Source organism: Sphingomonas humi, assembly GCF_039536725.1.
GTDB classification, from domain to species: domain Bacteria; phylum Pseudomonadota; class Alphaproteobacteria; order Sphingomonadales; family Sphingomonadaceae; genus Sphingomicrobium; species Sphingomicrobium humi.
The window spans coordinates 786,243-809,800 of the sequence record NZ_BAAAZD010000001.1 but is presented as its reverse complement, the minus strand read 5'-3'; the positions used below and the strand labels follow the sequence as shown (position 1 = coordinate 809,800).

The 23,558-nt window shown below is 65.2% G+C and carries 13 protein-coding genes; 5 read left to right on the top strand and 8 right to left on the bottom strand.

Annotated features, from left to right (window positions below; translation table 11 throughout):
* Positions 1-154: 154 nt before the first annotated feature.
* Positions 155-2,824: a TonB-dependent receptor gene (locus ABD729_RS03945; protein ID WP_344708847.1), complete on the top strand. Its 2,670-nt coding sequence runs from the start codon at positions 155-157 to the stop codon at positions 2,822-2,824.
* A gap of 14 nt (positions 2,825-2,838) precedes the next feature.
* On the opposite strand, the gene ABD729_RS03940 is transcribed toward ABD729_RS03945, so the two are convergent.
* The 3 genes from ABD729_RS03940 to ABD729_RS03930 are packed head-to-tail and all read right to left on the bottom strand — an operon-like array spanning position 2,839 to position 7,212.
* Positions 2,839-5,172 carry a PAS domain S-box protein gene (locus tag ABD729_RS03940; protein ID WP_344708846.1) on the bottom strand — a complete coding sequence of 778 codons (2,334 nt, stop codon included), beginning with the start codon at positions 5,170-5,172 and terminating at the stop codon, positions 2,839-2,841.
* A gap of 46 nt (positions 5,173-5,218) precedes the next feature.
* Positions 5,219-6,025: a LytR/AlgR family response regulator transcription factor gene (locus ABD729_RS03935; RefSeq protein ID WP_344708845.1), complete on the bottom strand. Its 807-nt coding sequence runs from the start codon at positions 6,023-6,025 to the stop codon at positions 5,219-5,221.
* A 26-nt stretch (positions 6,026-6,051) separates the two neighbouring features.
* Positions 6,052-7,212, bottom strand: a complete 1,161-nt coding sequence (locus ABD729_RS03930) for a sensor histidine kinase (RefSeq protein ID WP_344708844.1) — start codon at positions 7,210-7,212, stop codon at positions 6,052-6,054.
* Between the two features lie 159 nt (positions 7,213-7,371).
* Here ABD729_RS03930 and ABD729_RS03925 point away from each other — a divergent pair, with 159 nt between their 5' ends.
* Together ABD729_RS03925 and ABD729_RS03920 are read left to right on the top strand one after the other, a co-directional pair.
* Positions 7,372-7,950 carry an HD domain-containing protein gene (locus ABD729_RS03925; protein ID WP_344708843.1) on the top strand — a complete coding sequence of 193 codons (579 nt, stop codon included), beginning with the start codon at positions 7,372-7,374 and terminating at the stop codon, positions 7,948-7,950.
* Positions 7,951-8,043: 93 nt separating this feature from the next.
* Positions 8,044-9,939 (top strand): M1 family metallopeptidase, encoded by a 1,896-nt coding sequence (locus ABD729_RS03920; protein WP_344709631.1) that lies wholly within the window; start codon positions 8,044-8,046, stop codon positions 9,937-9,939.
* A gap of 16 nt (positions 9,940-9,955) precedes the next feature.
* Here the strand turns inward: ABD729_RS03920 and ABD729_RS03915 are convergent, their stop codons facing one another.
* Together ABD729_RS03915 and ABD729_RS03910 are read right to left on the bottom strand one after the other, a co-directional pair.
* Entirely contained in the window at positions 9,956-13,150 is a 3,195-nt protein-coding gene (locus ABD729_RS03915) for a WD40/YVTN/BNR-like repeat-containing protein (protein ID WP_344708842.1), read from the bottom strand.
* 158 nt (positions 13,151-13,308) lie between these two features.
* Positions 13,309-15,015 (bottom strand): calcium-binding protein, encoded by a 1,707-nt coding sequence (locus ABD729_RS03910; protein WP_344708841.1) that lies wholly within the window; start codon positions 15,013-15,015, stop codon positions 13,309-13,311.
* A 513-nt stretch (positions 15,016-15,528) separates the two neighbouring features.
* Here ABD729_RS03910 and ABD729_RS03905 point away from each other — a divergent pair.
* Positions 15,529-17,214, top strand: coding sequence for a hypothetical protein (locus ABD729_RS03905; RefSeq protein WP_344708840.1), 1,686 nt, complete (start codon positions 15,529-15,531; stop codon positions 17,212-17,214).
* 549 nt (positions 17,215-17,763) lie between these two features.
* On the opposite strand, the gene ABD729_RS03900 is transcribed toward ABD729_RS03905, so the two are convergent.
* Positions 17,764-18,942, bottom strand: coding sequence for an acetyl-CoA C-acetyltransferase (locus ABD729_RS03900; RefSeq protein ID WP_344708839.1), 1,179 nt, complete (start codon positions 18,940-18,942; stop codon positions 17,764-17,766).
* The gene (locus ABD729_RS03895; RefSeq protein ID WP_344708838.1) at positions 18,939-19,937 is read right to left on the bottom strand and encodes an alpha/beta hydrolase; all 999 of its coding nucleotides are present in this window, start codon (positions 19,935-19,937) and stop codon (positions 18,939-18,941) included. The genes ABD729_RS03900 and ABD729_RS03895 overlap by 4 nt, the downstream gene beginning before the upstream one ends.
* 78 nt (positions 19,938-20,015) lie before the next feature.
* Here ABD729_RS03895 and ABD729_RS03890 point away from each other — a divergent pair, with 78 nt between their 5' ends.
* Positions 20,016-20,714, top strand: a complete 699-nt coding sequence (locus ABD729_RS03890) for a TetR/AcrR family transcriptional regulator (protein WP_344708837.1) — start codon at positions 20,016-20,018, stop codon at positions 20,712-20,714.
* A gap of 52 nt (positions 20,715-20,766) precedes the next feature.
* Here ABD729_RS03890 and ABD729_RS03885 read toward each other — a convergent pair whose 3' ends face one another.
* Positions 20,767-23,340, bottom strand: a complete 2,574-nt coding sequence (locus tag ABD729_RS03885; protein WP_344708836.1) for a TonB-dependent receptor — start codon at positions 23,338-23,340, stop codon at positions 20,767-20,769.
* Positions 23,341-23,558 lie beyond the last annotated feature (218 nt).

Genomic DNA, 23,558 nt, shown 5'->3' with positions numbered 1-23,558 from the left:
CATTGCTGCACGGCGGGGCTGTGGCTCCGCCGCCTCGTCATCATTCCGTCACCGATCCGACTTTGCCGAGTCCCTGAGCGGCAACCGAGGTGTCGCTTGCCAGTCCTAGTTGCCCCCCAAGCCGGCGGAAGGCCGGGGGGACAAGGACATCTACATGACCGCTTCGACTTCGACCGGCCTCAGGGTCGCCACTGCCATGCTGTTCTGCGGCGCTTCTGTTCCTGCCGTCGCGCAGACCGACCTCGCGGCTGCGGCCAGCGACTCCGCCGGCGGCACCGCCACTACTGAAGAGGCGCAGCCGCCCGAGGCCAGCAGCAGCAACGACGGCCAGATCGCCGAGATCGTCGTCACCGCGACCAAGCGCGAGACCAATCTCCAGAAGACCCCGATCTCCATCTCGGTCATCGGCAACGAAGCGCTGCGGGAACGCCGGGTGCAGAGCCTGCTCGACCTTGCCGACGGCGGCGTCCCGTCGCTTCGCATCGCCACCTTCGAAGCGCGCCAGTCCGCGCTCACCATCGGCATCCGCGGCATCGTTCCGCTCGACGCCAACCAGCCCGCGCGTGAGCAGGGCGTCGGCGTCTATCTCGACGGCGTCTATCTCGGCCGCCAGCACGGCCTCAACGCCGCGCTGTTCGACGTCGAGCGGATCGAGGTGCTGAAGGGTCCGCAGGGCACCCTGTTCGGCCGCAATACCGAAGGCGGCGCGCTCAGCATCGTCACCCGCGCCCCGACCGGTCGCTTCGGCGGCAGCGCCAGCGCCAGCGTCGGCAACCTTGGTGCCTACAGCGGCAACCTCCATCTCGACCTGCCCGCCCGCGCCGGCCTCAGCCTCAAGCTCGACGGCGTGATCCAGCATCAGGAACCGATCACCGAGAACCCGTTCCCGGGGGCGGTCGGCTTCGGTTATTTCCACCGCAAGGGCGGCCGCGCCGCGCTGCGCTGGAAGCCGGCGAGCAACTTCACCAACGATTTCGCCGCCGACTATGCGCTCGACAAGAACTCGCCCTTCTACAGCCAGCTGCTGAACTACAATCCGAACGGCTGCCTCAGCGGCGGCTCGAACACCGCCCCGCTGCCGCTTCCCGCGGGAAGCAAGTGCGTCACGCCGGGCACCGCCTTTACCGGCACGCAGGGCACCATCCGCCCATTGCTCCCCGGCGTCGTCGTCAACGGCGACACGCTGATGCGCAGGGTCGACATTCCCGTCCCGCAGAAGGTCAGCCGCGACCGCACCTTCGGCTTCACCAACAACCTGCGCTGGTCGGTCATCCCCGAACTCGAACTGCGCTCGATCAGCGCGTGGCGCGGGGTCGATGTCGAGCAATATGACAATAGCGGCGGCGCCCACCGCGTCCCCGTTGTCAACCTGACCGCGGCCTGCACCGGCGCCAATTGCGCCTTCAGCCGCTACAGCCTCGCCGACCTTCGCCAGCGCCAGTTCAGCCAGGAACTGCAGGCGGTCGGAACCGTCGGCTCGCTCGATTACGTGGCCGGCCTTTATTATTTCAACGAGCGGGTGAGCGATGATGCCGCTACCCCGAACACGCTCGGCGCGGTGGCGACCGTCGCGGGCGGCGTGGTGACCGGCGCGACCTATGTGCCGATCCCCTTCTGCACCGGCACCAACCCGATCACCGCCAACGACTTCGTCGGCAATGCGGTGCGCGGCTGCAATATCGACCGCGCCTCCAAGGTCCGCTCGCGCAGCTACGCCGCTTATGGCCAGGTCACCTGGAACGCGACCGATGCGCTCCACGTCACGGTCGGCGGCCGCTACACGATCGACAAGAAGGAAGGCGAACTGCTCGCCTCGCGCAACATCGACTATCGCTTCGACAAGGCGCGCGCCGCCGCCAACGGCTACAAGCCGCTCGACGAGAAGTGGACCCGCTTCAACCCGCTCGCCGTCGTCGCCTATGACTTCAGCAACCGCGTCCACGGCTATCTCAAATATGCGACCGGGTACCGCGCCGGCGGCGCCAGCAGCCGTACTTCCGACTATCGCGCCTTCAATCCCGAAGACGTGAAGTCCTACGAAGCGGGCCTCAAGACCGAATTCTTCGATCGCCGCCTGCGCTTCAACATTGCCGGCTACCTGATGGACCGCAAGGGCAGCCAGGTCGACCTCAGCACCATCCAGCCGACCGCGACGGGCAACTTCAACAATCTCGTCACGTTCAACGCGCCAGGCACCACCAAGATTCGCGGCATCGAGGCCGACGTCACCGTCAGCCCGTTCCAGGGCCTGCAGTTCGGCGCGTCCTACGCCTACACCTACACCCGGATCCCGCCGGTGCCGGTGACCTACACCGCTTTCTGCACCGGGGTGGCGGCGCCTTCGACCGCCTGCACCTCGGCTGGCCAGGCGATCAACTCGACCACCGTTCCGCAGCAGTTCTTCATCGTCTTCACGCCGCGCAATGCGGCCAGCGGCTCGATCGATTATTCGCTTCCGATCGGCAGCAGCGAAACCGCGGTGAAATTCCACCTCGACGGCAATTACGCGCAGGCGACGCAGGCCTTCGACCAGTTCGCCGCCAAGGCCGACGCCTCATTCATCGTCAACGGTCGCGTGTCGCTGACCGACATCAACCTCGCCAATGCCGCCAGGTTCACGCTCAGCCTGTGGTCGCGCAACCTGTTCAACGAGCAATACGTCTATCGCCGCGACCCGTCGAACAGCATCCCGGCGGTGCAGACCGCCCCCGTGACCGGCGTTCCGAACATCCTCGCCGTCGGCAACAACGGCGGCATCCTCGGCGACTATGGCAACTTCAACACGCCGCGGACCTTTGGTCTCGAAGCCAGCATGAAGTTCTGAATGGGGGGCGGGGCTCAGTCCCCGCTCAACACCTTCCGCACCGAGGCCGCCAGCGCTTCGGAGCGGAAGGGCTTGGGCAGCAGGGTCGCGCCCGGGGCGGCGTGGCGGATCGCGTCGGTCTCGCTGTAGCCCGACACGAACAGGATGGCCTGCTCGGGCCGCTCGCCCCGCATCGCGCGGGCGACGTCGGCGCCGCTCATCCCCGGCATGATATAATCGAGCACGACAAGGTCGGGCGCCTCGCGCCGGAATTCCTTGAGGGCGGTCTCGCCGTCGGCGGCCTCGGTGACCTGATAACCAAGGTCCTCGAGGCTTGCGACGACGAACCCGCGGACGTCGGGATCGTCGTCCACCACCAGCACCCGCGCGCCCTGCTCGAGCACGTCGGCTTCGGCTTCCTCGGCCGCGATACCCGCCGCGGGTCCGGCCTCGGCCCCGTCGACCCGCCGGAAATAGAGCCGCACCGTGGTTCCCTCGCCCGGCTGGCTTTCGATGCGGGCAGTCCCGCCCGACTGGCGCGCGACGCCGTAGACCATCGACAGGCCAAGGCCCGTGCCCTTGCCCACGTCCTTGGTCGTGAAGAAGGGCTCGAAAGCCCGTGCCGCGACGTCCGGTGGCATCCCGCTCCCGGTGTCTGCGATGCTGAGCTCGATATAATCGCCCGGCTCCAGTTCGTGATCGTCGCTGATCGCGATCGCCGAGGTGGTGATCGAAAGGTGCCCACCCTCGGGCATCGCGTCACGGGCGTTGATCGCGAGGTTCAGAACCGCAAGTTCAAGCTGGGTCGGGTCGGCCAGCACGGGGATCGCCGCATCATCGAGCTCGATCTTCTTCTCGATCCCCGGCCCCAGCACGTTGCGCAGCAGCGGCCGCATGTTGGCGATCAGCGGCCCGACCAGAGTCGGGCGCACCTCCAGCCGCTGCACCCTGCTGAACGCCAGCAATTGCGCGGTCAGCCGCGCGCCGCGTTCGGCCGCCTCCAGCGCGTTGCGGGCATAGCGTTCGAGCTTGGGGTCCTCGGCCCGGCGGACGATGAGGTCGAGGCCGCCGACCACCACCGTCAGCAGATTGTTGAAATCGTGCGCGATCCCGCCCGTCAGCTGGCCGAGCGCCTCCATCTTCTGGCTCTGCCGAAGCTGCTCCTGCGCAGCTTTCAGTTCGGTGACGTCGCGCGCCTCGAACAGGATGTACATGACCGATCCGTCGCGGCCGAACACCGGGCGGAACGACACATCGAGATAGGCGGTCGCCGCTCCCGGCCGCTCAAGGATGATGTCGTGGGTGACCGGCGTGCCCCGCGCGGCGACCGTGATCGCGCCCGACACTGCCTCCTTGTGTTCGGGATAGGCGGCAAGCGTCGGCGCTTCCCACAATTTCTTGCCGATCGCCTCGTCCGCGCGCTTGTCGCGCCAGCTCGCCTGCGTCCGGTTGAGCTGGAGCACCGTTCCGTCGGGCTCAAGCAGCACCACCACTTCGCGCACGCTGTCGAAGATGGCGCGCAGCCGTGCCTCGCTCTCGCGGACCTCGGCGGTGCGTTCATCGACCTGCCTTCGCAGCTCGAGCTCGCCTTCCTTGGCCAGCGTGATGTCGAACGCCGCGCCGATGAAGCCGACCAGCTCGCCGTCCGGCCCGAACCGCGGGCTCGAGACCGAGCGCAGCCAGCGATACACGCCGTCCGCCCTCTGGTAGCGCGCCTCAAGCGCGAATGGCTGGCGCGACGCTTCGCCGGCGACGCTCTGCCGGACCACCTCGTCGAAGTCGTCGGGATGGATGAAGTCGCGCCACTCATGATCGTTGACGCGTTCGCGGCTGATCCCGACGAAGTTCAGATAGGCGTCGTTGACGAACTCGCGATGACCGTCGAGCCGGGTCACCCACATGATCACCGGCGCATTGTTCGCGATCCGCCGGAACCGCGCCTCGGATTCGCGGATCGACCGCTCGGCGACCCGTTGCTCGGTGACGTCGCTGACCAGGATCACGATCCCGGACACCGTCCCGTCCACCTCGATCTGCGGCAGGTACTGCGTCTGGATCGCCAGTGTCCCGCGGCTGGGATGGTCATATTCCGACGCGAACCACTGCTTCTCGCCCGCCAGCGCGGCCGCGATCAGCGGCTTGCGGATTTCATAGGCAGCAGGGTCGAGCACCTCGCCGATCCGCCGGCCGAGGATCATGCTGCGCGGCTTCTCAAGGAAGTCGGCCAGCGCCTGGTTGCAGAACAGATAGCGCTGGTTCTGGTCGATCAGCGCCAGCGGCATCGGCAGGGCATCGGCAATGCCGAGGATGCGCCGGAAGGCACTTCCCCCCAGCGCATTCATCGCACCGTCCGCGCCCCCGTTTGCCATGCCCGCAGTCTACCGCACGCGGCGGCGGCGGCAACCGCTCATCGGCTCAATGAACGAAGCGCGCGACCACGTCCCGGTAGCTTCGGCTGACCTTCACCTGCGCGCCGCTGTTCAGCACCAGGAAGCATTCGCCGTTGGTGTGCGGCTTGACCTGCCGGACGAGGTCGAGGTTGACGATGGTAGACCGGTGGACCCGCTGGAACCGCCGCGGGTCGAGCCGCTTTTCAAGGTCCTTCATCGTTTCGCGCAGGATCAGCGTGTTGTCGCCGGTCTGGATGCACATGTAGTCGCCGGCCGCGTCGATCCGCTCGATGGTGTCGACATCGACCCGGAAGATCTGGCCCTGGTCCTTGATGTTGATCATCTTCTCGAACCGGCCGGATTCTGGCGCTGCCGCCGGCGCGCTCTCGCCGATCTCCTCGGCCGCTTCGGGGGCATGCTCGGCAAGCGCTTCGGCAAGTCGCTCGGCATGCTGCGCCGCGCCGCGCTCGGCCAGCCGCTGGCGAACCCGCTCCATGGTCGTCGCCAGCCGGTCCTCGAGCACCGGCTTTTCGAGGTAATCGACCGCCTGAACTTCGAACGCGCGCAGGGCATGTTCGGAATAAGCGGTGACGAACACGAACAAGGGCGGATCGACGTCCATCAGTCCCTGGATCACCGAAAAACCGTCGAACCCCGGCATCTGGATGTCAAGGAACACCAGGTCCGGCTTGTGGGTCTTGATCGCCCGGATCGCTTCGCGCCCGTTGCTGGCGGTGCCGATCACCTCGACATCGTCATGCGCCTGGAGCCGGAGCATCAGCCCCTGCGTGGCCAGTGGTTCATCATCCACCAGGATGGTTCGAATGGTCATGGCTTCCTTCTTGTTGGGTCCGTCCGTCAGCTGCCAAGCGGCCGCGCGTCGAGCGGAATTTCGACGATAACGCTAAAACCCCCCTGTTCGTTCTTGCGTGTCGCGAAACGATGGCGCTCGCCATAGGCTTGCGCCAGACGGTCCCGCGTGTTCGCCAGTCCGACACCGGTCGATTGCGTCGCGACCAGGGCGTCCTGTCCCCCGGCGCCATTGTCGGCCACCTCGATCCGCACGCTGTCGCCTTCGGGCGTCGCGGTGATCCAGATGTCGGCCCCGGTCTCACTCGGGGTCACCGCATATTTGATCGCATTCTCGATCAGCGGCTGGAGCAGCAGGCTCGGCAGCCGCGCGCCGATGGTCTGCGCCTCGATCCGGAAATGCGGCCGCAGCCGGTCCTCGAACCGCATCTTCTCGATCTCGAGGTACAGCTTCAGCGTCTCGACTTCCTGCGCCAGCGTCACCTGCGCGGTGGGCTCGTTCGCCAGCGTGTAGCGAAGGAAACTCGACAGGCGCGCCAGCATCGCATTCGCCCGCTCGGTCTGCTTCAAAAGCACCAGGGTCGAGATCGAATTGAGCGTGTTGAACAGGAAATGCGGGTTGAGCTGATAGCGCAGCATCGCCAGCTGCGCGCTCGACGCCTGGCTTTCCAGCCGGGTCCGCTGGTCGATCTCCTCTTCCAGCAGCAGGTAATAGTTGATCCCGTAGTAAAGCGCCGACCAGGCCGCCAGCAGCGCGAAATTGAGCAGGATCGGCCCCAGCAGCTGCACGCCCACCGGGTTCGCCCCCGGGCGCACGAAGGTCGCGTGGCTCCACGTCTCGATGACCGAAAAGATACCCGAAGCGACCCCCACCGCCGCCAGGCTCAGGATCACCGTATAGAGCGCCCGCATGGTGATGAGGCGGCGGTAAAGGCTCGCCAGCAGCAGCGTCAGCGAATAGCCGGTGGCGGTCAGCAGCAGCGTGTGGACCACGAACATCGCCGGCACCGCATTGGCGATGCCCGACAAGGTCCGGAGCATGAAATAGCCGACCCAGCCCGACGACTGCAGCACCCAGAAAGCGCGGTTCTTGTCGGCGAAGAACGGCGCGTCGAGCCCGACCGTCCGCGCGATCGGCCCCTTGCGCGGCGCCAACGCCCGCGCCTTCCGCCGTGGCTGATCGGTCACAAGGGCGCTGTCGCTGGCCATCGGCAACCATATAGCCGCCCCCCGCCGCCATTGCGAGCGGACGTGCCGCCCCACTCGTCATTGCGAGCGCAGCGAAGCAATCCACGCCCCCTCACCGCACCAAATGATTGCGTCGCCGCCCCCGCGGTGACAGGCTCTCGTCTCGAGGAGTCGATGCCCATGACCGATCAGCCCGTCCAGGCCAGCTTCACCGCCATGGAAGACGGCACCGCCGAGGACTGGCAGGCGATCGCGTCGCATTTCTCGCCCTTCGCCAGGGCGCTGCCCGACCGCGTCCTGGCGCACCTCCGCTTGCTCGATGGCGATTACGGCGGCTTTCCGATCGATCGCCTCCAGCACAGCCTGCAGACCGCGACCCGCGCCCACCGCAACGGGGAAAGCGAGGATTATGTCGTCACTGCCCTCCTCCACGACATCGGCGACACGCTCGGCAGCTACAACCATCCCGACATCGCCGCGGCCATCGTGAAGCCGTTCGTCAGCGAGGAATTGCACTGGATCACCGCGCAGCACGGCATCTTCCAGGGCTATTACTTCTTCCACCATCTCGGCATGGACCGCGACATGCGCGAGAACTTCCGCGGCCATCCGCATTTCGAAGCGACCGCCCGTTTCTGCGAACTCTACGACCAGAGCGCCTTCGACCCGGCTTACGACGGCGCCCCGCTCGACTTTTTCGAACCCATGCTCCGCCGCGTCATGGCAGCGCCCAGGAACAGCATCTACAAGCTCGACTAGACCTCCCGCCCTTGCCTAGTAGGAATTGCTGGTCCAACGCGCATTTCGACCTCTAACTGCCTGAAATCAGGCGACGTGGACGAAGTGGACGATATGCTTTTCCAGCGCACCCTGCTCCTCACCGCGGCCTTCGGCTCCGTTGCCTTCATGACCGCTTCTGCTGTCGCCGCCGCGCCGGCCGCCGCCGTGTCGCCCGTACTGATGACGGCCGATGCCGCCGACCCGCACAGCTTTGCCCGTCCGCGCGAAGCCCGCGTGACCCATGTTGACCTCGACCTCCGCTTCGACTTCGCCGCCCGGCAGGTTAGCGGCACCGCCACGCTCGACATCGATCGCAGGCCCGGCGCGCGTGCGATCGTCCTCGACAGCGATGGCTACCAGGTCACCACGGTGACCGACGCCGCCACCGGCAAGCCGCTCGGCTTCGCCTTCGGGGCGAAGGACCAGAATTTGGGCCGCCCGCTGACAATCCAGCTTGCGGCCGCGACCCGCAAGGTCCGCATCGCTTATTCCGCCAGCAACGCCGCCGCCCTGCAGTGGCTGACCCCGCAGCAGACCGCCGGCAAGCGCCAGCCGTTCCTGTTCAGCCAGGGGGAAGCGATCCTCAACCGCAGCTGGATCCCGACCCAGGACAGCCCCGGCATTCGCCAGACCTGGTCGGCCCGGATCAATGTCCCGATCGAACTGACCGCGGTGATGAGCGGGCTTCGCTCGGACGAGGTCAACGTCACCAACGGCGGCCGGCGCACCTACGAATTCCACATGGACAAGCCGGTCGCGCCCTATCTCATCGCAATCGCCATCGGTGACCTGAAGTTCCAGCCGCTCGGGCCCCGCACCGGTGTCTGGGCCGAACCCGCGACGCTCCCCGCCGCGGCGAAGGAGCTTGAAGACACCGAAAAGATGGTCGCCACCGCCGAGCGCCTGTTCGGTCCCTATCGCTGGGGCCGCTACGACATGATCGTCCTGCCGCCCTCCTTCCCGTTCGGCGGGATGGAGAACCCGACCCTCACCTTCCTCACCCCGACCTTCATCGCCGGCGATAAAAGCCTGGTCAGCCTGATCGCGCACGAGCTTGCGCACAGCTGGTCGGGCAATCTCGCCACCAACGCTACCTGGGCCGATTTCTGGCTGAACGAGGGCACCACCACCTACGCCACCAGCCGGATCGTCGAGGCGATCTACGGCAAGCGCGTCGCCGACCAGCAGATCGCGCTCGGCATCGACAGCCTCGACGGGGAGCTCAAGGCACAGGCTGCTCCCGACACCCGCCTCGCCATCGACCTCAAGGGCCGCAACCCCGACGATGGCATGACCGACATCGCCTATGAAAAGGGCGCAGCCTTCCTGCGCGTGCTCGAAAAGGAAGTCGGCCGCGCGCGCTTCGACCCGTTCCTGCGCAAATGGTTCGCCGACCATGCCTTCCAGCCCGTCACCAGCGCGATGTTCGTCGCCGCGGTCCGCCGCGACCTCGTCCGCGGAAACCCGGCGCTTGAACGCCGGCTCCAGCTCGACCGCTGGGTCTATCAGCCCGGGCTGCCGGCCAATGCGGTCCCGGCCGACGCCCAGGCCTTTGCCGAAGTCGACGCCGCCGTCGCGGCCCATGCCCGCGGCACGCTTCCGACCGCCACCTGGGCGCGCTGGACGACCGACGAGCGCCTGCGCTTCCTCAACCGCCTTCCGCGCCAGCAGACCCGCGCCAGCCTCGACGCGCTCGACCGCGCCTTCGGGCTCAATGCGATCGGCAATGATGAAGTGCGCTTCGCCTGGCTCAGCCTTGCGGTCGCCAATCGCTATGACGCCGCGGTTCCTGCGCTCGACGCCTTCCTCAAGGCACAGGGTCGCCGTAAGTTCGTCCGCCCGCTGCTTCTGGCCCTGAACAAGGACCAGAGCTGGGGCCGCCCCATCGCGCTGCGCCTCTACCCGCAGGCGCGTGCCCTGTATCACCCGCTGGTGACGGGCGAGCTCGACAAGCTGTTCGGCGCCTGAGGAAGGAAGAAGGGACCTACCGCCCCTCTTCCTCTTCTTCCTCGTCCTCTTCTTCGCCGCCCGGCCCGAGCGCTGAACCAGGCTCCACCGCGGCCTCGGCACGGCGTTCGACCGGTGGCAGCCCCTCGCGGGTCAGCCGGGCATTGAGCCGCGGCAGCTCGGCGGCGAGAAGCTGGTCGAGTGCCGCAAGCTCGCGGTCGAGGCGCTGCGACAGGTCGGCGAACACCACATAGCTCTGCTGGGTCGGAGCGGCTTCGGCGGACTCGACGACCTCCCCCAGCGCCGCCAGCTTGTTGTTGAGCATGATCGGATAGTTGAGCGGGTCCTGCCGGCTGCGATTGCGAACCTGATAGATCCGCCCCTCGATCGCCCGGAGCCGCTCTTCCAGCCGCTCGCCCGCCTCCCGCGTCGCGCTGACCTTCGACTGCTTGTTCCGCTCCTCGATCTGCCCCGCCACACCGCGGACCAGCAGCACTGCTTCATTAGCACTGCTGACCTTTTCGCGGATCTGGTTGGCAAGCTCGAACCTCTTCTGGAGGTCCGCCTGCGACACGGTCGCGATCCGCGGGTCGAGGCGGATGTCGGCGGGCTGCGTGTCGACCTTGCCGTCGACCGTCAGCCGCACCGAATATTGTCCCGGCAACGCCAGCGGGCCCCGGTTGCGGGCGGACCACAGGATCATGTTCCGGAATTCGGTGAAGCCCGGATAGCGCATGTCCCAGGTGTAGCGGTTAAGCCCCGGCTTGAGCGTCGGCTTGGGGCCGGGCTTGGGCTCGTCCTCATCCTCGTCGACCGGCGTCGCCTCGGTCTTCGCCGGCTCGGGCGCGCCTTCGAAGGTGCGCACCACCTTGCCGGCGGGGTCGAGGATGTCGATCGACAGCTTGGCCGGCGTCGCGGGGAGGAAATAATCGATAATCACGCCCGGATCGACACCGCGCACCGCGGGTGCCGGCCGGAACAGCTGCACCGCCTTGGTGCCGCTCCGCCCGTCGAGCTGGCGCAGCACGTCGATATTGTCGAGCACCCAGAACGACCGCCCATGCGTCGCGATCACCAGGTCATGGTCGGTGACCGCAAGGTCGGCGACCTGCGTCGCGGGCAGGTTGCGCTGCAGCTTCTGCCAGTTCTGCCCATCGTCGAACGACACCCACACGCCGCGCTCGGTTCCGGCGAACAGCAGGCCGGGGCGAACCTTGTCCTCGCGGATGCTGCGGACGATCTCATCGGACGGAATGTTCCTGGTGATCGGCGTCCAGGTCCGCCCATAGTCGGTCGTCTTGAAGATATACGGCCGCATGTCGTCGAGCAGGAACAAGTGCCCGGTGAGGTACGCCGTTCCCGGCCGGTGCGGCGAATCCTCGATCGTGGTGATCTTGAGATATTTGGGAAAGCTCTTGGGGGTGACGTTCTGCCACGTCCGCCCGTTGTCGCGAGTGACGTGCACCAGCCCGTCGTCGGACCCGGCCCATATCACGTCCTTTTCCAGCCGCGACGGCGTCAGCGCGAAGACGGTGCCGTAGGTCTCGACCCCGGTCTGGTCGAGGGTGATCGGCCCGCCCGACGCCGCCAGCGTCTTGGGATCGCCAAGGGTCAGGTCCGGGCTAATCCTTTCCCACGAATTGCCGCCGTTGCTGGTGCGGAACACGTGCTGCGAGCTCACGTACAGGATGTTCTTGTCCTGCGGGTCGAACACGATCGGGTAGGTCCACTGGAATCGCTCGCCGATGTCGGCCGCCGAATAGCCCATCGGATTGTCGGGCACGACATTGACCGCGCGGCGCTGCCCGGTCGCATAATCGAACCGGTCGAGCGTCCCGCCATAGCTTCCGGCGTAGAAGATGTTGGGGTTGAGGGGGTCGTTCGCGACATAGCCGCTTTCGCCCCCGCCCACGGCAAAGCCATATTGCCCGCCGAGCGAATTGACGTGCCGCCAGCCCTTGCTCGGCACGCAGATGGTCGAATTGTCCTGCTGCCCTCCGCACGCGAAATAGGGGAAGTGGTTGCTGATCGCGACGCGGTACATCTGCGCGGTCGGATAGTCCTGCCGGGTCCAGCTCTGGCCGCCGTTGACGCTGACGTTGGCACCGCCGTCATTGGCCTCGATCATCCGCTGGTTGTCGTTTGGCGCGATCCACAGGTCGTGGTTGTCGCCATGCGGGACCTTGATCTTGGTCGGGAAGGTCTTGCCCCCATCGTCCGAGCGGAAGAACTGGACGTTGGTCACATACACCCGGTCCTTGTTCTTCGTGTCGGCGGTGATGCGCGTGTAATAGAAAGCACGCTGGCGCAGGTCGCGGCTGTCGTTGGTGCGCTTCCAGGTCGCGCCCGCATCGTCCGACACGAACACCCCGCCGTCATGGTTCTCGACCAGCGCATAGACGCGGTTGCCGTCGACCGGCGAGACGCTGACGCCGATCTTGCCAATCAGCCCCTTGGGCATGCCGGGATTGCGCGTCAGTTCGCTCCAGTGCTCGCCCCCGTCGACGCTCTTGAACAACCCGCTGCCCGGTCCGCCCGAGCTCATGCCCCACGGCTTGCGAAAGGCTTCCCACATCGCCGCGTAGATGATCTTCGGGTTCTTCGGATCGATCGACAGGTCCACCGCGCCGGTCTTCGGGTCGCGGTAGAGCACCTTGCGCCAGGTCGTGCCGCCGTCGCTGCTCTTGAAGACGCCGCGGTCGGCCGAGGCCCCCGAATAGCGCCCGAACCCGCCGACGAAGACGTTGTTGCAGTCGGTCGGGTCGATCCGCACGCGGGAGAAGTTCTGGACCTCCTTCAGGCCGACGTTCTTCCACGTCTTGCCGGCATCGGTCGAACGGTAGACGCCGTTGCCCGGCATGATGTTGCCGCGCAGCTCGGTTTCGCCGGTGGTGAAATAGACGATGTCCGGATTGGCCTCGCACACCGCGACGCCGCCGACCGCGCTATTGTCCGCGTCCTTGTCGGTGACGGGCTTCCAGCTGGTTCCCCCATCATTGGTCTTCCACAGGCCGCCGCCGACCGCGCCGAAATAATATTCCAGCGGGCGCGCCGTGCTTCCCGCCGCGGCGATCGACCGACCGCCGCGGTTGGGGCCGATGTTGCGCCACTTCAGCCCCGACAGATAGGTCTCGTCGACCGAGAAGGGGGTCGTCGGAATATTGCGCTCGACCTGCGCCGCAGCCGGGGCAGCAACCAGCAGGGCGACAAGGGCAGCAAGGCGAAGCGTCATGCGGGAACTCCGGCACGCCGGACGGACGCCCGGCGCGTTCACGATGGATTATCGTGCCGAAGCTTAGCTTCGCACCAGGCGTCTTGAAAGCACCATCACGCGATGATGCCCGCAGGGGGATCAGGCCGACACAAGCCGGGCCTGCTCCCCCGAAGCTCCTAGAAGAACCCGAAGTCGTCCGGGTGGAGCGAACCAAGCGTGACGCCCACCAGCACGACGGTATTTCCATTGCCGTCGCCGATCCACGTATCCGCACCAACCTGCGCGGCATTTCCGATGATTTGGCTGAAGCTGCTGAACAGCGCCTTGGAGAACAATACCGCGTCATCGCTCCCGGCGCCTGCCTTGAAGTCGGTGATCACATCGACGCCAAATCCCGGCTTGATGATGAACATGTCGGACCCGGCATTGCCCGTCAGCGTATCATAACCGGAACCGCCCTCGATGACGTTTGCCTGCGCGTTGCCGATGATGATGTTGTCACCCGCGTTTCCGGTACCGGAACGCTGGTTTCCGTAAAGCATCACGAGATGCTCGACATTGGTCGGAAGGATGTAGTCGACATAAGCGTAGACGACGTCCGACGCCCCTGCGTTCACGGCCTCGAAGATCACATCGCCCGGATTGTCGAGCTCGTAGAAATCGTCGCCCGCTCCGCCATTCATGGTGTCGGCGCCCAAGCCCCCAAGCAGCACGTCGACCCCGTTGCCGCCATCCAGCACGTCGTTTCCAGCGCCACCTTCGATGCGATCGTTGCCATCGAAGCCGGAAAGGCGATTGTCCGCATCATTGCCGACGATGAAGTTGTTCGAAGCGTTGCCATAGCCGAAGCTCTGGAAGCCGTAACGCATGTCCAGCGTCTCGACGTCGCTCGGCAAGGTGTAATCGACGTAGGCGAAGATCGTATCATTGCCTTCGCCAGCCTGCTCGAACACGATGTCTCCGGTGTCATCGACCTCGAAGGCGTCGTTGCCGGTGCCGCCGATCATCGTGTCGGCGCCAATGCCGCCCAGCAGCAGGTCGTTTCCGTCCCCGCCAGACAGATTGTCCTGCCCTGCCCCGCCGGCAAGCGTGTCGTCTCCGCCGAGGCCCGAAAGCCTGTCGTTGCCGCCCAGTCCGCCAAGGTAGTTGTTGAGGATGTTGCCGGTGATCTGGTCATCGAACGGCGACCCGCCAATGCCCTCGACGTTGATGAGCTGGGTGCCGAGCGGGCCGATGGTGATCTGTCCGGGCGCGGCAAGGGTTAGGTTGAGAGCGCTCGCCGCATTGGAGAAATCGACCCGGTCCTGCCCGTTCCCGCCGTCGATATAGTCGGTCCCGCGCAGGGCGGCGATATAGTCGTCGCCTTCGCCGGCGTTCACGATGGCACCGCCGTTGTTCAGCGCCAGCTGGTCGTTACCGGCGCCAAGATTGATGGTCATCACGCTGGTCTGGTAATGAAGGAAGATCAGGTCGTTGAAATCGGTGGCGCGAATCGAGCTGACGAGCTCGATGCCGCTGAACGTGCCGACCCCCGCGATCGTCGCCGAGGGAGGGGTCACCAGGAACGTCGTCGAGAATGATACTCCGGTCTGCGAGCCCGCAAGCGACAGGCGAAGGGTATCGATCCCATCTCCGCCGTCGACATCGTCACCGACACCCGCGGAAAGAAAATCATCGCCGGTCCCGCCGTTGAGAACGTCGCGTTCCCGGCCGTTATCGTCCTGGTTCAGCTCGGCCGACCACAGGAAATCATTCCCCGCGCCGCCGCTGATCGTATCGGCGCCAGCGCCGCCCACCAGCGTGTCGTTGCCGTCGGTCCCGGTAATGACGTCGTCGCCGGCAGTGGTTGTCGTCGCCGAGCTTGTCTGCAGTCCATCATTCATGCCGGGGCCTCAATCGAACGAATTTAAGATATCCCCGTTCAATCGACGTCGAAGACCGCAGTTCCCGCCCAACGCCAAAAGTGCGCTTTCAGTCTCGCGCGGTCGCTGGATTTTGAATGACAGTTGAACATTTGCGGTTCCGCTTCACTTTTTGCCGGCCAACTCTGACGTACGCCTGCTTTTATTATGTGAGACAGGCCGCGGCTGCGCCCCATCGCGCTGGCGGCGGATTTTCTCGTTTTGTTTCGACTAGGCTAGTCCTACGGGGCCATACGTTCCGGCCGATCGCAGGAGGTCGCGTCGTCGACGCAACTGCGACGGGGGACTGTGGCCCCTGACCAACCGCCGCCAGCACGCGACAATATATCTCTTTTTTCCTTTGATTCCGGTAACTTCTTGTAGCTATGCCGATCGCTTGTTCTGATGCTTGGGCCTCCGGCTCCCAGCTTCATCAACCTCGCCCGCGCCGCTCCGGCTACGAACCGGAGGGCGTGTTAGTGCAAAGGAGCAGGCGTGGCGCAGCTAGTGGGGACCGCAGGCGATGACGTCCTGACGGGGACGACGGCCGACGACATCATTTCCGGGCTTGGTGGCAACGACCAGATCGACGGCGGCGCGGGCCAGGATGTCATCGACGCCGGCGACGGCGACGATGTGGTGACCATCAGTGGCGCCCAGAATGGAAACTTCGTTCGCCTGATCGGCGGTGGCGGCGCCGATACGCTGGTGATCACGACATCCTCTTTCTCGTTTTCAACCGAAGTGCGCGAGTTCGAGACCCTGCGCCTCGCGGCGAGCGGACAGTTCAACGATCTGTCCGGCTTTTCGCAAATCCAGCTCGCCGACGGAATTCGCGCCGAGCTCACCAATTCGCGCAACCCGGCGGCTTCGATCGGTCTGACAGGCTCGATCTTCGTCCTTGGTCTGGACTCCACCATTGGCCAGATTTCCGGTTCGGATGCGAATGAAGTCTTCCGGATCGCGCGCGGTTCCTACATCCTCGGCAACGTCGACCTGGGCGGCGGTCTGGACCGGTTCGGAACCGCCGCCGCAACCTTGGACGTGAGCAATGGCTCACCCTTCGGCGGGTTGGTCAGTGGGGGTGCGGGTTTCGATGAGATCGAGCTCGGTACCCTCGATGGGACGCCGGACATCATCGAACACTATCGGTCCGATCTGTCGAAGTTCGTCGACTTCGAACAGCTCACGCTCAAGACAAACTTCCTGTCGATCACCAAGCGCTTCGTCGCCGACGTCACCCTGGTCGGCGCCAACGGTCTGAGCGCGATTAGCCTCGGGGCATATGGCCGGTTTGGCTTCGAACACTCGAACAGCCCCAACGCCGCTGTCGCGATGCAGGAGGGAAGCGAACTCACCGTCGGCGCAGGCTCGTCCCTGCTCAGTGTCGTCACGCTCGCCGCAGGGCCCGAATTCGACGGCTACGGCATCGAGACACGCGGGGTGTCGGTCTCCAACCTGGGCGACATCAGGAGCAGCCTGCAGCTCAGCGCTTTCGACGACGCCTATCACGGCGAATCGGGTACGATTGGCGGGACGGTCTTCGGCTACGGCGGCAACGACCGACTCTATGGTGGAGCCGTTGCCGAGCGGCTCGAAGGCGGCAGCGGCCAGGACTTCCTGTCGGGCGGCGGCGGCGGCGACGTGCTGATTGGCGGGACCGGCGGCGACGTCATGCTGGGCGGCACCGGGAACGACATCTACGAAGTCGACAACGGCAGCGATATCGTCTTCGAAACCGCTGGCGAAGGAACCGCCGACAACGTCTTTGCCTACCTCGACTTCACCCTGCCCGACGCCGTCGAGAATCTGGTGATGCTGTACGGCAACCAGCGGTTCGGCACCGGCAACGCCCTCAACAATATCATCGTCGGGAATGCGTCGAGCAACGTCCTTGAAGGCGGCGCGGGATATGACACGCTGACCGGCGGACCTGGAAGCGACTTCTTCATCATCCGTCCGGGCTTCGGCATGGATGTGATAACGGACTTCACTCCCGGCGCCGGGACCCCCGACGCGATCCTGTTCTCGTCCGCCCTCTTCACCAGTTTCGCACAGGTCATGGCCAATTCCGCCCAGGTCGGTAGCGACACCTGGATCGGCGACGGTGTGGGCAACACCGTGGTTCTGACCGGAATCAGCATGAGCAGCCTGGCCTCGGACGACTTCGGTTTCATCTGACGCGACGGCAGTTCGAAGGGCCGCAATCCTTGCTGAATCGTTCCGGCTTTGTTCGGTCGGGACGTGGAGCGAAGCGGATTCGAGCGCCTGCGTGAGTTGGCTCTGCAAGCGATTAAGGAAGCCGCCGCTTCTTCTCACGGCGGCCCCGTGCCTAGAACCCGTGCTCTTGCGTTGGCAGTTGCCTGGCTTCGGCATTTGGGCTCGGATGACGTTTTGCTTCTTTGGCCGTTCAAGAGCTTCTGGAAAGGGCTCGCAGCTGAGCGGGAGCATGATCGATGGTCCGCAGTGAATGCCGCCGCCAATGCAATCTATGCTGCATTGGGAAGAAGCCGGAGCCTCGAGCAGACCTCTGCCTTTGAGCGAAGCGCCAGGGAAAGGGCATGATGTCTGGAACGGGTGGCGAGCGGACATTCGCACCGATCGATTGAACGACCGTTTGTGGCCGATAGAAGACTGTCCGCTTTAGGGTTCGCGAGCCGGATCTAAGACTTCGGGTTTGCGATTATGCCTGGGCTGTCCAGCGCCCGAGCGGCATCCTCGACGTGTCGCTCAGGTCAGACTTTCGATGATGGTAACGTTGGCGATGCCGCCGCCCTCGCACATTGTCTGCAGCCCGAAGCGCTTGCCGCGCGCCTTCAGCGCATGGACCAAGGTCGCCATCAGCTTGGTCCCGCTGGCACCGAGCGGGTGACCGAGCGCGATCGCGCCGCCATTGACGTTGAGTTGCTTGGCATCCGCCCCGAGCTCGCGGAGCCAGGCGAGCGGAACCGGGGCGAACGCTTCATTCACCTCGTAGAGGTCGATGTCGGCGATGGCCCGTCCCGATCGCTCCAGCGCGCGGCGGGTGGCCGGGATCGGCTCCATCAGCATGATCACCGGATCACCGGCAGTGACGGTGAGATTGTCGATCCGTGCCAGCGGGGTCAGGCCATGCTCCTTCAAGGCCCGTTCGCTGACGATCAGCGCACCGCTCGCACCATCGCAGATCTGGCTGGCATTACCGGCGGTGATCACCCCGTCGGGCTTCAGCGTCTTGAGGGCGGCGAGCCCTTCCATCGTCGCGCCCGCACGAACGCCCTCGTCACGCGTATGAAGGTCGCGATTGCCCTCGGCATCGACGACTTCGAGCGGCACTATCTCGTCGGCGAAGGCATTGGCTTCGATCGCCGCCTCCGCCTTGCGGTGGCTGCCGAGCGCAAAGGCGTCGAGCTCCTCGCGGCTCATGCCATAATTCTTCGCGATCATCTCGGCGCCGGTGAATTGGCTGAATTCGGTGACGCCGTAGCGATCGAGGATCGCCTTGGACCATGGTCCCTGCCCGATCCCCGCCTGCATCGGCAGAATGACCGGCGTGCCCATCGGCACCCGGGTCATGCTTTCGACGCCGGCGGCGATGACGACATCCTGCGTGCCGCTCATCACCGCCTGCGCGGCGAAGTGCAGCGCCTGCTGGCTGCTACCGCATTGCCGGTCGATGGTGACGGCCGGCACGCTGTCGGGAAGCTTGCTCGCCATCACCATATTGCGGCCGACATGAAAGCTTTGTTCGCCGATCTGGCTGACGCAGCCGACAATGACGTCCTCGATCGCAGCCGGATCGATCCCGCTCCGCTCGACCAAGGCATTCAGCACCGCCGCGCCAAGATCGGCCGGATGCCAGTCGCGCAGCGCCCCTCCCCGCTTGCCTCCGGCGGTACGGCGAGCATCAACGATATAAGCAGCTGTCATCGAATTCTCTCCGTGGGAAGGTCGTTCAAATTTTCACGATCTGGGCCAAGCGTTGCATCAAGCGCTCCACGAAGATCGAACGCAGCAAGTCGCAGCGTCTCGTCAGCCTTCGGGGTCAGCGCACCAAGATGAAGGAAGCCGTGAACCATGCCTTGGGCAATCCGGCAGGTGAGCGGGACGTGCCCCTCCCGAAGCGCCTGGGCGAGCGCCAGCCCTTCATCGACAAGCGGGTCCGCGGCCGCCAGGAACAGGCTGGTCGGAGGAAGTACGGAAAGGTCTCGCTTCAGCAGTTCGGCTCCGGGGGCGTGCCGCTGGGGCCCGAGATAATTTTCCCAGAACCACAGCATGGCATCCCGCGACAGGCCCGGTCCCTCTTTCAGCTGGTGGGCCGAAGGGCTGTCGCAGCCCGGATCGAGAAAGGGATAGAAGAGCGCCAGCGCGGCAGGTCGCTCGAGTTCGCCGCGCGTGCCAAGCGCAAGCGACAGGGCAAGGTTGGCGCCGGCGCTGTCGCCGGCAATTGCCCATCGTCCCGAGCAGATGCCGAGCTCATCGCCGCCGGCGGTCACACGGTCCCACGCGGCTCGGCAATCCTCCAGCCCCGCCGGGTAGGGGTGTTCCGGGGCGAGGCGGTAGTCGACCGACACCACTAAGCTGTTGCTGAAGCGCGCCAGCGACCGGCACTGCGGATCGTGCGTGTCGAGGCTTCCGAGGGTGAACCCGCCGCCGTGAAGGAACATGATCCCCAAGTGGGGCGCAGCAGCGTCGGGACGATAGAAGCGCAAGCTCAGCTCCGCGCCCTCACCGGTCACGATGACCTCGTCCCAGACACGGAACAGCGCCGGCCCAGCCGGCTGACGGCACATCGCGCTATTGGCGGCCTCGCGGACCTTGTCGATCGGAACGTGAGCGGGCGGCCGCCGCGCCGTTGCGCGCGGATCGGCGGCAAGAGCCCTCAAGGCGGGGTCGATCGAATAGCGGTCGACAGCGTTCTTCATCAGCTAGGGGTGCGCCGCTAGTAACCTCCTGTCAACAATAGCGTTGACGAATTCGACGACATGCGGGACATAGATCACATGAATGATCTCGGCGCACCCGACCAGCCCGCTTCAGAGCCAGCCAGCGCGCCAAGCCGGATCGGCCGACGCCGAAACGTGGCCAGGGAGGACGGGGGGAGCAAGGGCTATCGCAAGCGCCGCGAGGAAATCGCCGAAGCGGCGGTTCGGGTGTTCAATCGCCTGGGCTACGAGCGGGCGAGCCTCAGCGCCGTTGCGGCCGAGCTGGAGATCGATCGGGCCAGCCTCTATTATTACATCGGCTCCAAAGAGGAGCTGTTCGACGAGGTCGTCCGCACCGTGGTCGAGCGCAATACGGAAATAGCGGTCCGTATCGAGAACAGCGAGCTAGCGCCTCGGCGCAAGCTGAGGGAGCTGATCATCGCCCTGATGAACAGCTACGGCCACCATTATCCGCTGCTATACATCTACATCCGCGAAAACCTCAGTCACGTCAGCGACAAGCGCTCGGACTGGTCGCAGCACATGCGGACACAGAATCGCAAGACCGAGGATTCGATGATTGCCATCATCGAACAAGGCTATGCCGACGGCAGCTTCCGCAACGTCGGCTCACCCCGCGTGGTGGTCTACGGTATCCTCGGAATGCTGGGCTGGACCAACCGCTGGTTCCGTCCCGACCGCAGCGACGTTTCGGTCGAGGAAATCGGCAAGACCTTCGCCGAGATGGTGCTGGGCGGGCTCGAAACCCCCTACTGACAAACAAAGGCCGACGGGGTGGCACGCCCCGCCGGCCTCAGCGCCCCCACGTTCAGAAACGCACGTTTCCTTGGATTGCGATCTCCCGGCCACGCGCCACAACACCGCGCTGCTCGCCTTGCGTCAGCGGGACGCTGGTGCCGCCGGTGCGATCGCCCGCAAACAGCAAATAATATTTGTTGGTGAGGTTGCGCCCGATCAGCCCGATCGACCACCGATCATCCCGCGCGCCGACCTTGATCCCGGCGTTGAAGCGCCAGAACGCGTCCTGCTTCGTTGCCGGAGCCAAGGTGTCGCCGGCATAATAGGACGAGCTGTAGAAGGCATCGCCATTCAGCGTCCATTCCAGGCTGGCCCCAAGGTCGCGGGTATAGTCGAAGCCGGCATTGCCCGCCCAGTCGGGTGAACGCGCCGGAGCACGGCCGTCGAACACCTGCTGCAGGATCGCGCCGCCCGCTGCCGTCAGCGCGCGCGACCCGTTGGGGTTGAGCACGAACGAGCAGCCCGGGGGCGCCGCGGCGGTCAGCGCCTGCGCCACCGGAATGGTGTAGCCGTAGCATTGCCCGGTGTAGTCGCGGAAGCGATTGCGGACATACGCGATCGCCCCGCGCAGGTTCAGCCCCTGCATGGCGCGATAGTCCGCCTCGAGCTCGACCCCGCGCTGCCGGACGGCGCCAGCATTGTTGATCTGGAAGCGGATCGCGGCGGCGTCGTAGGTGGTGACCTGAAGGTTCTTGAAGTCGAAACCAAAGGCCGTCGCCTGCAGGCGGAGGCCCGGTGCGACCTGCCCCTTGGCGCCGAACTCGATCCCCTTCACGGTCTCGGAATCAAAGTCGATGTCGCTCAGCAGCGTGGTGGTCTGGATTGGGCTGGTGATGCCGAAGCCGCCCGACTTGAAGCCGGTCTTGTAGGCGACGTAGATCGCCGAGTTCGACACTGGGCGATAGGTCAGTGTCACTTCGGGCGAGATGTTTTTGTCCTTGAAGGTCGCGGCCAGCACGCCTGGCGTCGGATCGGTCGACCCGGCAAAGACGGTTGTCTGCGTCGCGAAACGCCCGAGTGCGGTATTGACGCCGTAGAGGTTCTGATTGCGGGTCCGCTTGCGCTCTGACGTCCAGCGGGCACCGGCGGCGAGCTCGACCTGGTCGGTAACGTCCCACACAGCCTGCCCAAACGCCGAATAGGCCCGGCCCTTGAGGTAGGCCTGCTTGACGTAGGTCACCAGCTGATCTGTTGCCGGATTGTAGCTGATGTCGGCCCGGAAATTTGTGTGGTTGTAGAGCTTGTCCTCGGCGTTTTGATAATATGCGCCGAAGAGGAAATTGACCGGGCCATTAAGCTTGGTCAGCGCGCGCACTTCCTGGCTGAAGGCGCGGTAGCTCGTGTCCTCGTAGGTGGTCAGTGCATTGTCGACTGTGTGGGTCAGGCCCGAGATGCTGCGATAGCGATTGTAGAGGGTGCCGGTGATCGACGTCAGGGTCAGTGCGCCAAGGTCGAGCTTCATGTTGAGCGAGGTGGTGACCGCCTGCTGACGACCACGCGAGCGATTGTCGCCGTTCAGCGCCGGGACGCGGCTGGCGATGGCAGGCACGATGTTACTGAAGCTGGTGTTGTTGTCGGGCCGGCAGTCGCCGAACGGATCGACCACGCCAAACGAGCGCGGCTTGCCGTCCGAGCACGGCCCGATGTTCTGCGAATAGCTGCCGCCGCCCTGGTCGATGCCCTTGAGCCCGAACAGCTTACCGGTGATCGTCAGATTGTCGGTAGGCGCGAACTCGAGCGTGCCGCGACCCATGATCTCATAGTCCCCGACGCGGTCGTCGGGCGGGCCTGGAAGCCGCCCGGTCGCGGCCGGAAGCGCGGCGGGGAAGAAGGGATTGGCGGCGGGCTGCGCATTGTTGTGCAGCCACCCCTTCATGTCGCGATACTTGAGCGCCAGGCGGCCGCCGATCCCGCCGGCGATCGGACCGGCGATGAAGCCTTCGGTGGTGACTTCGTCGGCGACGAATTCATACGCCGCGCGTGCGCCCACGGTGAGGTCGCGGGTCGGTCCGGCGCTGGTCACCGAGATGACCCCGGCCGGGCTGTTCTTGCCGAAGAACAGGGCCTGCGGGCCCTTGAGGATCTCGACCTGCTGCATGTCGAAGAAGCCCAGTGTCGCGACGCGCCCCGATGAGGTCTGCACCCCGTCGAGCGCGACTGAGACGGGCTGCTCGTAGCCGACCTGCGTTGGGGGCGAGCTGATGCCGCGAATTGACAGCGAGCCGCCACCGATAGTGCGGTAGTTGCTGATGATGACGGTCGGCGTCAGCTCACCGATCTTGGTGAGGTCGGTGGCATTGTAGCGGACGATATCCTCGGCGGAGAGCGCCGAGACGGCAACCGGCACATCAAGCAATGTCTCGCTGCGCAGGCGGGCCGTGACAACGATATCTCCAGACGGCTGGTCCTTTGGTGCGACAGTCGAGTCGCCGGTGTTCGGCGCGACCGGATCGGCCACAGCGCGGGCGGTCGGCGACTCGGGCGCGGCCTGCGCTAGCGCCGCAGAGGGAGTGAGGGTCAGCGCCAGCCCTAACGTGCTGACAGAGCCGAGAAGTTTCAGGCCAATTCCGTGCAAGCGCCCCATCAAACTGCCCTCCAGCGTGTTTCCACGGTCGTGTTGAAAAGAGGAAGCTATCAACGCCTAAGAATCTGTCAACGGCTTTGTTGAAAGCGCTCTAAAAAGCTGCCGATCACTGACGTAAATTCCGGTTTTCGCAAGTGCGAAAAGGACATTCTATTTTGCTGCAGCGCGGCAATTCGACGCAACCCACGTTGACACGGAGCGTGGCGTTATGTTTCAAC